Genomic DNA, 12284 nt, shown 5'->3' on the forward strand with positions numbered 1-12284 from the left:
GAAAACCTGAGAACGGGAGAGACAGGAGAAACATGGATACCAACAGTCGTCCAGCCGGATTCGATTACGTGATCGTGGGAGGCGGTTCGGCGGGCAGCGTGCTGGCCGCGCGTCTTTCGGAGCAGCCGGACGTCTCGGTGTGCCTGATCGAAAGCGGGCCGCCGGACGACAGCATGCTGGTGCGTTGCCCTGCCGCGTTAGCCGCTGTGGTGCCGCGGCGCGGCAAGTACAACTGGGCGTTCGAAACGGTGCCTCAGGCCGGGCTGCTGGGACGCCGCGGGTACCAGCCGCGAGGCCGCGGGCTTGGCGGGTCCAGTCTCATCAACGCGATGATCTACACGCGCGGGCATCATTCGGACTACGACGACTGGGCGGCGCTTGGCAATCGCGGTTGGGGGCATGACGACGTTCTGCCGTATTTCCGGCGCGCGGAAAATTTCGAGCGGGGCGGCGACAACTGGCACGCATGCGGCGGCCCGTTGAACGTTGCGGCGCTACGCGATCCTAATCCCGCCGCGCAAGCATTTGTGGCTGCGGCGCAGCAAGCGGGCTATCCGTACAACGACGATTTCAATGGACGTCAACAGGAAGGATTCGGCCTGTATCACGTCACGCAGCGCGACGGCATCAGGCATAGCACCGCGCGTGCCTATCTGCGGCCGGCCATGGCGCGCAATAACCTGACGGTGTGGACCGATACGCAGGCTCTGCAGTTGATGTTCGACGGTACACGCGCGGCTGGCGTTCGCTGCCGCGGCAGCGCCGGCGACTTTACGATCCATGCCCGACGTGAAGTCGTGTTGTGCGCCGGCGCATTTCAGAGCCCACAGATCCTGATGCTGTCGGGAATCGGTCCCGGCGACGAATTGCAGCGCCACGGCATACCCGTGCGTCATCATCTGGCGGGCGTGGGTCGCAATCTGCGGGACCATATCGATTACATCTCGCTCTATAAGACCCACGATAACTCCGTGTTCGGTCTGACGCTCGGGCAGGCATTGCGAGTGCCCGGCATGCTGCGCGCGTGGCGCCGCGATGGGCGCGGAGCGCTCACCACCAACTTCGCGGAAGCCGGCGGCTTCGCACGCACGCGCGCGGATCTGGAGCGGCCGGACGTGCAGTTTCACTTCCTGATTGCCTTCTCGGACGACCACGGCCGGCGTCGCCACTTCGGCCGCTACGGCGTGAGCTGTCATGTGTGCGTGCTGCGCCCCAAATCCGTTGGCCGGCTCACGCTGGCTGGCGCCGATCCGATGTTGGCACCCGTCATCGATCCCAACTTCCTCGCCGCGCAGGAAGATGTTCAAACGCTGATCGACGGGTACCGCATGACGCAATCCATCATGGGGCAGTCTGCGTTCGCGTGCTATCGCCTGCAGGAGGTCCATCTCTCCGGCATGGATGACAAGGACGTGGAGCGAATGATCAGGAGCCGCGCTGATTCGATCTATCACCCGGTCGGCACCTGCCGCATGGGCGCCGATCCGCTGGCCGTCGTGGACGACCGTCTGCGCGTGCGAGGTGTTGCGGGCCTGCGCGTCGTGGACGCATCGGTAATGCCTACGCTAATAGGGGGCAACACGAATGCCCCAACCATCATGATCGCCGAAAAGGCGGTCGATCTGATTCGTCAAGGAGACGTCGCATGACCGCATGTTGCCCGGCACCGAGCCGCAATCCCGCTTTTGACGCACCTCACGTTGGCGACCCGCTCGACGTCGCCTTCGACGCCGGCGTCAACCTCGCCTATGCGATCGCGGCGCCGACCGTGCCGCCGAAACTCACCGAGCATTCGCGCCGCATGGCCCAACGGATTTACCGTGTCGCGGAGCGCGTGTACTGCGCGGTTGGGTATGCGCTCGCGAACATCATCTTCGTGGTCGGTGACGACGGCATCGTGGTGGTCGACGTGACCGAGGCGGTCACGCCTGCGCGGCGAATCTATGAGGACTTCTGTTCAATCGATCCGCGTCATCGCGAACTGCCGGTGAAGGCGGTCGTCTACACGCACAATCACACGGATCACACGGGCGGTGTCCGCGCGTTCGTCGACGAAGCCGCGCTCGAGGAAGACCGCGTCGAGATCATCGCGCATCGCTCGCTCATGGACATCGTGATCAACAATGCGAACCTGGTCGGCCCGATTCTCGGCACGCGCTCCGCCTACAGCTTCGGCGCGCTCCTGCCGCCGGGCGCGACCGGCAAGGTCAACGCGGGAATCGGACCGGTGCTGGTCTCGGAGCCGGCAACTTTTTTCGCGCCGACCCGCGTGTTCGACGACCGGCTCGATATCGTGCTGGCGGGCGTGCGCTTCGAATTCCGTTATGCGCCTTCGGAGGCCGACGACGAGATCGTGATGTGGCTGCCGGATCTCGGCGTGTTGCTGTCGGCGGAAGTGATCCAGGGCGAATGTCTCGCGAATGTGCATACGCTGCGCGGCACGCGTTATCGCGATCCGGTGCGCTGGTATCAGACCATCGACATGATGCGCGGCTTCAAGGCCGCGCATATGGTGCCGGCGCACGGCCGCGCGGTGTCCGGCGCGGCGGCGGTGGAAGACGTGTTGTCCGTCCATCGCGACGCGATTCAGTTCATCCACGACCAGGCCATCCGTCACATCAATCTTGGCATGACACCGGAGGAACTCGCCGAAGCGATTCCCGCGCTGCCGCCGCATCTCGCGGAACATCCCTGGCTCGGCGAGTACTACGGCACGGTCAAGCATTCCGTGCGGCAGGTCTATGCGGGACAACTGGGCTGGTTCGACGGCGACCCAGCGTCGCTTGATCCTTTGCCTCGACGCGAGCGCACGAGCCGCATGGTCGAGATGATGGGCGGCACGGGCGTCGTGCAGAAAGCGGCGCAAGTGGCACTGGACCAGGAGGACTGGCGCTGGGCCGCCGAACTGGCAACCCTGCTGGTCCGCCTCGATGTCGACGACGCCGCGGCCCGCGGCATCAAAGCCACGGCGCTGCGTGAACTGGGCTACCGCACCGTGAATACCAATTGGCGCAACTGGTACCTGAGCGCGGCGCGCGAACTGGAGCGGGACTACGACGATCTCCCGTTCAGGGGGATTGCGGCTTTGGCTTCGCAGGACGTGCTGCGTGCGCAGCCGTTGCGCAATCTGTTTCAGGGTTTCAGCATGCGCGTCGATCCCGTGCGTTGCGCCAATGTGCAGATGACGTTGACGTTCCGCATTAGCGACCGTGACGAGGCGTATGGCCTCGAATTGCGACGCGGCGTGCTGCGGATTCACGAGCGCCAACCCGAGACCACCGATATCCAGCTCGCGCTCGATGCCGCCACGCTCTACTCGTTGCTGGGCGATATGGCAAACCAGTTGCCGGCAAACCTCGCGAATGGGAGCGTGACGCTCGAACGGGGCACGCTCGTGCAGCTGCGCGCTTTCTTCGATTGTTTTGACCGGCCGCCGCAACGCATGCCTGCACTCGCCGCCCGCTAAAGCGCGATCGAGAGGCCCGGGAGATACAGATGGAGAAGATCTGGCTGAAATCGTCCCCGCCAGGCATGCCGGATGAGCTATCCGGCGAGGCAGTCAAGCTGTTCGTGGTGAAGAAGGATCCGTCGCGCACAGAAGCGGATCTCTTCGCTTTTTGCAAGGACCAATTGACCGGCTACAAGCGTCCGAAGCTCATTGAATTCCGCACCGAACTGAAAAAGACGAACGTCGGCAAGATTTTGCGGCGTGTTCTGCGTGACGAGGAGTTGAGCCGCAACGCGAGCAGGCAGAACAACTGAAAGCGCACGCGGCGCAGCGGCACGATTCAAATCGGCTGCGCTATACGAAGGCTAAAAAGCCGAGCGGCAAAGTGGACTTCAATCTCACTTTGCCGCTCGGCTTTGCCGCATCACACCGTTTGCCGTCGATTAACCTTTGGTGTGCTCCGTCGAGAGCCAGCCGCCGCTCACGCCAATCTCTCCGATCTGCTTGGCCACTGCATCGGCGAGGCGCTTCGCATCCGATGAAACGCCGGCCCGCTTGGTTTCGGATACGGCGTGCAAGCCGCCGCCCACCGCCGCCGCAGTCGCAATGCCGCCGGCAGCCGCGCCCACGCCGGCAGTTTCGGCCATGCCAGGCGCTTTGCCGCTATCCGCGTTGGCGGTGAAGGTTTGCACCAGCCGCGGCGTGCCGCCCGCCGGCTTATACAGAATCTGTACCGACGAGCTCACCTGGCTCTTGCCCGCGCCGAGCCCGATCAGGATGCGGCGGCGGCGATTGCCCGAGTCGATCTTGTCGAAGCTGCCTTGCACGAGCAGCACGTTCTGGTCGGCAGGCGCGGGGACGTCCGAGCGAATCGCGCGCAGACCCATCGATTGCAGTTGATGCACGATTTCATCGGCGACCTGCTCGCGTACCTTGTCCGCATCTGCGACCTGCTGTTGCGCCGCCGATGAACCGTCGAGGTGGGTCTTCATCTTCTGCAGCATGCCGCCGTCCAGTTTGACGTCATCCGGATTGGCGTCGAAGGTGTACACGTAGATATTGTCCGGCCGCACCTGAACCGGCGCGCTCGCCTCGGTTGCGTTCTTGATGCTGCTGCCGGCGCAGCCGGTCAACAGCGCGCTGCCGCAAACCATCGTCACGCAAAGAATACGGGCTGCGTTCTGTTTGAAAAGCTTTACTGTGTTCAACATGATCATCCTGTCGTCGGCACGTAGGGCCGGTATGTTCGAACGGTTCTTCCGATGATCGGGCAACCGTAGGATCGTTGATCATCGGCGAAACGCATCGCACCTGAAGCACCCTTGATCTCATGCGTCGTGTTTCGTACGCACCGGCAGCGAAACGAAGTATGGGGGAGTCCCTTTCCGAACTCCATTCAACAATTATTTCGCACGATGTCACGGCGCGGCGCGCCGTCGCGTGGACCTTTCGCGCGCGGCGAAAACATTTGAATGGGCAAGGAAAGCGAGCGCGTGCGCGGGAGATTCGACCTCACCGGTGTGGTGTGAAGTCGTGAAACGGTGTGCCCGGATAACGGGCATTCGGTATCAGCGCAAGATGAGCTGGCCGAGGCAGGTCATGACGAAGATCAATAGGGCGGCGGCAACAGCCACATTCAGTGGATAGCTCATATGTCACCTGGGCACCAGCGTTGCAGTGCTCTCATCCTAATCACCTGACAGAAGATGAAAAGTGGCCAGACTCGCGGCAATGTGGGAAAGCTAACGTAGCGCGATGAACGGCGGCGTGGTTCGTCGACGGGAGCGCTTCCAATCGTGGATCCAACTGGCTTCGTTTCTCGGTCCCGGTCGACAGGCGGAAAAACGCCCTCGTCAGACGTGTATCGGCGTGAGTGCCGAGGTGATCCCGCGGTGCCGTTTGTGTCACGGGATCAAAGCGTGAGGACTTACTACGGCTGAGACGGCGGCGGCATGCCGTGCGGCAGCTTGTTCGATGCGGCAAGGTCTTCTGAAAGACTGGTGCGCAGCGTGGCGATCGCCTGGTCGGGATTGGCAGGCTTCAACTGCTCGCGAGCCAACGCGTCGTAGACGTAGTGACGCAGCATGGGATCCTGCGTTTTGTTCAACACCTCGTGATATACGGCGATAATTTCGCTTTCACGCCCGCTCATCGCATACAGGCGGCGCAACTGCTCCAGATCGTTGACGACTGCGAAGCCGGGGCCAATCGGGCCCATCCGGTCATGAAACGCAGGCGGGCCGTCGTCACGCTGCGCCTCGCTATGCGTGCGCGCGGCCGCGGGTGGCGGCGGCGCTTCCTGTGCAAACGCGGCCGTCGCGGCCATGGTCAGAACGGCGCACAGCGCCGTGCTCAATATTGCTCTTGTCATGATTTCGCTCCCATCGAAACCGCGCCGGCGCCACCGTGCGCCAGCCCAAGCACAACGATAGTCGACACGCCGATTCGCGGGGTTACTGACGCTGTTTCGTAACTTACCGAGTCTTGCGTGCGGTGTGGCTGGGCGCGCCCACTGGCGCAATGCGCGCGGATAGCGCATGATTGATCCGATGTGCCGTCCGACCCCACAACCAGCCGGACTCCGCGGGATGGACAGTGCAAGCGAGGCCGCCAGTGCATGCGTCACGGCAACGTCACGCGGCAATGCACCGCCGGCAAGTATTCAACCGTTAAGGAGGATGTCGCATGAACCGACCTGACGCCGCCAATCCGTTTGGCGATTTCACCAAAATGCTGGAGCAGTTCAAGCTCCCCGGCTTCGACGTACCCGCCATCATGGAAGCGCGACGCAAGGACATGGAAGCACTGGTTCAGGCAAATCAGACGGCTTTCCAGGGCATGCAGTCGCTGGCGCAGAAGCAGGCCGATATGTTGCGTGCGACCCTCGGCGAATTGCAGTCGCTGACGGGCCAATTGTCGGCGGGCGGCGCGGCGCCTACGGCGAACACCGCTGATCTGATCCAGCAGAGCTTGCATAAGGCGCTGGCCGACATGCAGCAGTTGGCGCAAGCGGCCTATCAGACGCAAGCCGAGTCGTATGCGGTGATCGCAAAACGCGTAGAAGAAAATGTCCAGGAGCTTAAATCGCTCCTGCAACAGCAGAAGAAATAACGGCTGCTGACACATTGAATCGTTCGATTCGAGTCAAGCATACGTTTGTTTGAAAGACCAATGCCGCGAATGATGATGGAATCATTCGCGGCATTTTTTTATCACGCGGATCGCTTTCGCGTCACTCGTTTCTCTTCACACGAATAATGCGTCTGGTGCGCCTTATTATCAGAGGAAAACCGGCTTTTTCTGCGGCGTTTTCAGCAATCACTTACATTGGCCGTGCAACGCGGCGCGCATAAAAAATTTTTGGTTGTGGTCTCAACAATTTGCACGGTTGTTCGCTTTAAACGAGCCGCGCAGCAAAAACCTGCTCTCAAGCGCCGTCATTTGGCGATCTGGTCCTCAAATATCAAACGGGTTCGAACGGCCGCGCGCCGAAAAATGGTTTAAATCGATCCGCAAACGATTGCCACGCTTCGTCGCGACCACTAAAGTTTGGCGCCGCCACTCCGTAGACGCATTCACGCAGCCCAGCCAGTGTGAATACGGTACCTGCTCCACCGGTCAGGCGTGCGCCCCTAATTCTGCGTTCGTGATCGGCTCGAGGCCGGATCACGAGCGGTTCACCTCGAAGGGATTCTCTTGAAACCGACGCTTTATTCAAGCATGGCCCGCGCCATGCTCGGGGCAAGCTGCGCGCTGTCGTTTGCCGCTCACGCGACACTCGGCCAGAACGCCAGCACTATCGACAGCGATCAGCTCCGCTTGCACGCAGTCGCACACTCGGCAAATACGCAAAGCGCGTATTCGGTACACCTGATGACCTTGCCGTCCGGCACGCAGGTGCGCGAGTACGTCGCGCCGAATGGCATCGTGTTCGGTGTCGCATGGGAAGGCCCGACGCTGCCCGATCTGAAATCCATGCTCGGCGTTTCGTTCGATGCGTACGTCGCCGCTGTGGCGACGCGCCGCGGCACGCCGCTCGCGGTCTCTAGCAACGAGCTGGTGGTCTACTCCGGCGGGCATTTGCGCGCGTTCTCCGGCCATGCCTATTTGCCGCAAGCGGTGCCCGCGGGCGTCGATGTCGGCGTCATTCAATAACGGAGCAGATCATGCGTTATATCTCTTCGTTCAAGACCCTGCTGGGCGCGGCGTTGCTCGCGTTGCTGATCAGCGCCTGCGGCGGCGGGGGTGGCGGCGGCTCCAGCGGTTCCAGCAGCGCGGCCAACTCCGGCAACTCCACCGGCACCTCGGCCGGCCCCACGGTGACCAATACGGCGCCTTCGACGCAGGCGTTAGCCGCGAACGCGGTGCGCGTAACAGTCGATTCCGGCGTGAGCGACGTGCCGAACATGCCGTTCGTCAGCATCACGATTTGCGCGCCCGGCACCACGCAGTGCCAAACCATCGCTCACGTGCTGGTCGACACCGGCTCGTGGGGCGTGCGCGTGTTCGCGTCGCAACTGCCGGCTTCCATGACGCTGCCGCAACAGAAGGACGCTGCGGGCAATCAGGTGGCCGAATGCATGCAGTTCTTCGACGGCTACACGTGGGGGCCGGTGAAGCTCGCCGATTTGCAGATTGCCGGTGAAAAGGCTTCCTCACTGCCGATTCAGGTGATCGACCCGAACTACGCGTCGCTGCCGTCGGATTGCGCGAGCGTCGGCGCGTCGCGCAACACGCCGGGCGCGCTGCAGGCCAATGGCATTCTCGGGATCGGGGTGTTCAAGCACGACTGCGGCGCGAATTGCGTGCAGCAGGCGCTGGCCGGCACGTACTACGGTTGCAACGCTACGCCGTGTACGTCGATTCCCATGGCTGAGTCACTTCAGGTTGCCAATCCGATTCCGTACTTCGCTACCGACAACAACGGCTCGATGCTGAGCCTGCCGACGGTCTCCGGCGGTGCGCAGTCCGTCAACGGGCAACTGGTGTTCGGCATCGGCACGCAGGCCAACAACGCGCTGGGCAGTGCGCAGGTGATCGGCGTGAGTCCGTCGAACGGGACCTTCACGACGGTGCAGAACGGCACCACGTATTCGAGCAGTATTCTGGACAGCGGCTCGACGGGCCTGTTCTTCCAGACGAGCGCACTGCCGGTATGCGCCAGCCCGAACAGTGCGTACTACTGCCCGGTTTCTACCCAGCAACTCAGCGCCATGATCCAGGGGGCGAACGGAACGACGAGCGCCGTGAGCTTCAGTGTCGGCAACGCTTCCGCGATCTCGCAGACATACAGCGGTGATTCCGCGCTGCCGCTGCTGGCGGGGCCGGCTTTCGTCAGGTCGTCGATATTCGACTGGGGATTGCCGTTCTTCTATGGCCGCAATGTGTACGCTGCTGTCGAGCAGCAGTCGACGCCGGGCGGCACCGGACCTTACGTCGCCTATTGAGCTTCAGCAACAACCGAACTCGCGTGATGTGAAAACGGGCCGCGCTGGAACATATTCCGGCGCGGCCCGTTTGCCAATGTGGCGCGGTTTTCCGACTAGATCGTGTCGAGACCGTTCAACAATTTCAGCACGCCTTGGCCAAACACTTCCGGCCGTCCTTTGAAAATGCGTTCGACAGCTTTTTCATCGATCAAACGTTGACGCAGCGCCTCGCGTTCCTCGTGCTGTTCGGCGAGGCGCACGGCGGCCTGAATGTATTCGCCGGTCGAGTGAGCCGTCAGCCACGAGGGCAGCCCCGCGCGCTCGAACAGGCCGCTGTCGATATGCTCGAAGACCTCTCGCCCGCACAGGTTGACGCCGGGCAGACCCATGGTGAACGAATCGACAATGCCGTTCGTGTTGCCGAAAGGGAACGGACTGATGAACATGTCCATCGTGTTGAGGATCTTCAGATAGGTCGGATAGCTGAGCGAGCCGTACACATCCACGTACGATTGCGGCAGCGTGGCGTAAATCGACTTTCTGACGTACGCCAGATCCATGCCCTCGCGCCAGGCGGTCATGAAATGAAACCGCACCGGCACACGAGCGGTGTGTGAGATTGCTTTGCATGCCTCAAGAAAATTCGGGTTGATTTTCATCGCACTCGCCGTCACCGCGATATGGACGACCGCGCGTCGTTTCGGCACAGATGGGACGATCTCAGTGAGCAATTTCGACGGCACGTACGGTTGGCCGTCTTTCGGCAAACGCAGCATTTTCTCGCTGAAGCATGCCGGGTCGCCGACGAAATCGTCTTCGACGCTCACGTAGTCCATGTGAGCGGCGTGCATGGTGGCTGGGTGTCCGAGACCCGCGATCTGCAGCGGAGCCACGCGCAGATTCGACAGAAAGATCGTGTGCGAGAACATGCCGACGCTCGGCATATAGAGCACATCCGGCTTCTCACGCGTGGCGAATTCCTGGATCTGGCGGATGCAGTCACCAATGTATTCCGGATGATCGAACTCAATAAAGCAGTCGAAAATCGCACGTCCCGTTGCGTCGACATGCTGCGCCTCGCCGAACGCGACCACTTCGAAATGCTTGCGCGCGGCGAGCAGGGTGCGCGAATGGGTCCGGTAGATCGAGTGGCCGCCTGTGAACCATTCGAGGACCACGAGCATCACCGGCTTGCGGCCCTTCACACGGGTTCGCGCGACTTTGGCCTCATGCTCGAGCAGGCCTAGTGTTCCCAGCTTCTTGCGGACTAACTTGCTGATGCTGCGCTTGATTGCGTGCCGCTCAGGAGAGGTCGAATAGCTGCAGTGCATGTAGGCACCGCACACGGCAGACGTCGGCAAATCGTCGAGGTCTTCAATAGTGTCCAGAGCGCCTGGCAGCCATTCGAGCAGCCGCTCGCGCTTTTCATGCGCGGTAGGCGTAATGTGCACAGCGGCGCTGACGATCGAAACGCCGAGGCTCGCGGCGAGCGCCGGGTCGCAACGGTGAAGCGCGTCGAAATCGATGTCGTATTGCGAGCCCGATGTATAAAGCACCAACTGCTTGCGCGTGATGGCATCGTGGGCGGCTTTGTCGTGGCGAGCCTGCGTTTGATCGAGAAGCGTGCGGACGATGTGATCCGTCGATCCATACGAGGTCACCGCAAAGATCATATTGATCCACGGCCGCCCCCAGAACATGACGTTCATCTTTTTCGCCGGGAGTGTGTATTCGGGTGCCGACAAGAGCGCCGTGAATCCGTCGGCAATGCGCTGCAAAGTCTGCATCGATTGTTCGTTATCCGGAGCGTTCGGATCGGTCCGCGCAAAGCGTTCGTCGCCGAGCGTGCCACGGTCTTTCGAAAGTTTGAGGAGCAGTGCGGTGAATTCTTCGTGGGCGGCGTCGTAGTCGCGGGACTGGAGCTGGGATTCGAAGCGATCGAGGGAGAAGGATGAACTCATGGCCGTGGTCGTTGGTGAACCGCATGCGTCGGTCTGCATGCGCGTCATGGTCAGTGACAGGGAGGCGAACGGTGCGGCGCGTAACCTGCGGCAGGTCGCCACGCGTCGTTGCGGGTGCGTCAAACAGGCTGAGGACCGCTTGCGCTTCCCGCGTTTCGCCGAATGAAGACAATTGTCAAAGAATTCGACCAGGATGAATCTAGGAGGAGTCTTATTTTGAGAGAGGCTTTTGGCCAGGCTTGCCGGCCTGCGCGATCACGCGATGCACGAAGCGCAGCTTGTCCACCACCGGCGCGGCCAGCGCGAACGGATAGCCGTCCGCCATGCCGAGGCTGCGGTTCAGGCTGTTCAACGCGTACGTGAGCGGAAACCACCGCTTCATCAGATTTTCGAAGCTCGCGTCTTCCACCGGCGTCTGGTCGGTCAGCGTCGGTTCGCCCGGATCGTCGGGCAGCAGCGCGAGGCCGTACGAGGTGGACGTGTCCAGCACGTCGACGATCAGCAGGTAATGCGCCCACGTCTCGGCCCAGTCTTCCAGGGGATGCATCGCGGCATATGCGCTGACATGCGAGGCCTGCCAATCGGCGGGCGCGCCGTTGCGATAGTGGGCGATCAGCGCCTCGCCGTAGTCGGCGCGTTCGTCGCCGAATAGCTTGCGGAACGGCTCGAGCCAGCGCGGGTTATTCGCGATCAACTGGCTGAAGTAGTAGTGGCCCGTCTCGTGGCGGAAGTGGCCGAGCAGGGTCCGGTAGGGCTCGCCCATGGCGGTGCGCACTTTCTCGCGATGAGCGTCGTCCGCTTCAGCGATGTTCAGCGTGATGAGGCCCTTGTCGTGGCCGGTCATGACGGGCGAGCCGTCGTCGCTGTCCTCGAGGAACTCGAACTCCAGGCCATGCTCCGGATCGGCCTCACGCGAGTGAACGTCGAAACCGAACCCGGCCAGCGTGTACAGGAGGCGCCGTTTGGCCACTTCCAGCCGGTACCAGTAGAGCCGGTTGTCCGGCACCCCCAGATTCGGAATCGTGCAGGTCAGCTGGCAGGCGCGGCACAGCGGGCTGGGCGAGTCGTCGGGGATCATCCAGTTGCAGACGTTTTCGACCGCGTAGTTGTGGCATTGACGAAACAGCGCGCCTTCGGCACCCGGGTGCAGGCTGCGCCAGCGCCCTTTGCCGGCGTCTTCAAAGGCGCTGATTTCCGCCAGTTCGGGCACATAGCCGAGCAACGACTCGCAGCGTTCGCAGCGCACGTTTTCGTAGAACACAACGTGCGAACAGCGGTTGCAATGGAAGGTTTTCATTGATCGTGCCTGGGTGGTGAGGGGGGCCGTCAAAGGCGTACATCCTCCGCAATCTTCATGCCGCATTTGCCAGCCGTCACTGGTTTAACGCACATTACGTGCATGATCGTGCACGGGCGCTGCGCCGCTTTGGTGCGTGGCGGCGGGAA

The 12284-nt window shown here is 62.0% G+C and carries 9 protein-coding genes and 1 pseudogene; 6 read left to right on the plus strand and 4 right to left on the minus strand.

Annotated features, from left to right (window positions below; genetic code table 11):
* Positions 1–32: 32 nt before the first annotated feature.
* From A6V37_RS19390 to A6V37_RS19400, 3 genes and pseudogenes are all read left to right on the plus strand, one after another.
* The gene (locus A6V37_RS19390; RefSeq protein WP_064267362.1) at positions 33–1649 is read left to right on the plus strand and encodes a GMC family oxidoreductase; all 1617 of its coding nucleotides are present in this window, start codon (positions 33–35) and stop codon (positions 1647–1649) included.
* Complete coding sequence (locus tag A6V37_RS19395; protein WP_064286229.1) at positions 1646–3466, plus strand: alkyl sulfatase dimerization domain-containing protein; 1821 nt, start codon at positions 1646–1648, stop codon at positions 3464–3466. The genes A6V37_RS19390 and A6V37_RS19395 overlap by 4 nt, the downstream gene beginning before the upstream one ends.
* 62 nt (positions 3467–3528) lie before the next feature.
* Positions 3529–3762, plus strand: a pseudogene (locus tag A6V37_RS19400) (AMP-binding enzyme); the annotation flags it as partial.
* 129 nt (positions 3763–3891) lie between these two features.
* On the opposite strand, the gene A6V37_RS19405 reads toward A6V37_RS19400, so the two are convergent.
* Positions 3892–4659: a DUF4410 domain-containing protein gene (locus A6V37_RS19405; protein ID WP_064267452.1), complete on the minus strand. Its 768-nt coding sequence runs from the start codon at positions 4657–4659 to the stop codon at positions 3892–3894.
* Between the two features lie 719 nt (positions 4660–5378).
* Positions 5379–5819: a tetratricopeptide repeat protein gene (locus tag A6V37_RS19410; protein ID WP_064267359.1), complete on the minus strand. Its 441-nt coding sequence runs from the start codon at positions 5817–5819 to the stop codon at positions 5379–5381.
* Between the two features lie 314 nt (positions 5820–6133).
* Between A6V37_RS19410 and A6V37_RS19415 the strand changes: the two genes are divergently transcribed.
* From A6V37_RS19415 to A6V37_RS19425, 3 genes are all read left to right on the plus strand, one after another.
* Entirely contained in the window at positions 6134–6559 is a 426-nt protein-coding gene (locus A6V37_RS19415; protein WP_064267358.1) for a phasin family protein, read from the plus strand.
* A gap of 621 nt (positions 6560–7180) precedes the next feature.
* Positions 7181–7603 (plus strand): DUF2844 domain-containing protein, encoded by a 423-nt coding sequence (locus A6V37_RS19420; protein ID WP_207547610.1) that lies wholly within the window; start codon positions 7181–7183, stop codon positions 7601–7603.
* Positions 7604–7614: 11 nt separating this feature from the next.
* Complete coding sequence (locus A6V37_RS19425) at positions 7615–8895, plus strand: DUF3443 domain-containing protein (RefSeq protein WP_064267356.1); 1281 nt, start codon at positions 7615–7617, stop codon at positions 8893–8895.
* Positions 8896–8990: 95 nt separating this feature from the next.
* On the opposite strand, the gene A6V37_RS19430 is transcribed toward A6V37_RS19425, so the two are convergent.
* Both A6V37_RS19430 and A6V37_RS19435 read right to left on the minus strand, forming a co-directional pair.
* Positions 8991–10838, minus strand: coding sequence for an adhesin (locus A6V37_RS19430; RefSeq protein WP_100249378.1), 1848 nt, complete (start codon positions 10836–10838; stop codon positions 8991–8993).
* A 211-nt stretch (positions 10839–11049) separates the two neighbouring features.
* On the minus strand, positions 11050–12135 hold the full coding sequence (locus A6V37_RS19435; protein WP_064267355.1) for a zinc-binding metallopeptidase family protein: 1086 nt from the start codon (positions 12133–12135) through the stop codon (positions 11050–11052).
* Positions 12136–12284 lie beyond the last annotated feature (149 nt).

This window comes from Paraburkholderia ginsengiterrae (genome assembly GCF_001645125.1).
GTDB lineage: Bacteria > Pseudomonadota > Gammaproteobacteria > Burkholderiales > Burkholderiaceae > Paraburkholderia > Paraburkholderia ginsengiterrae.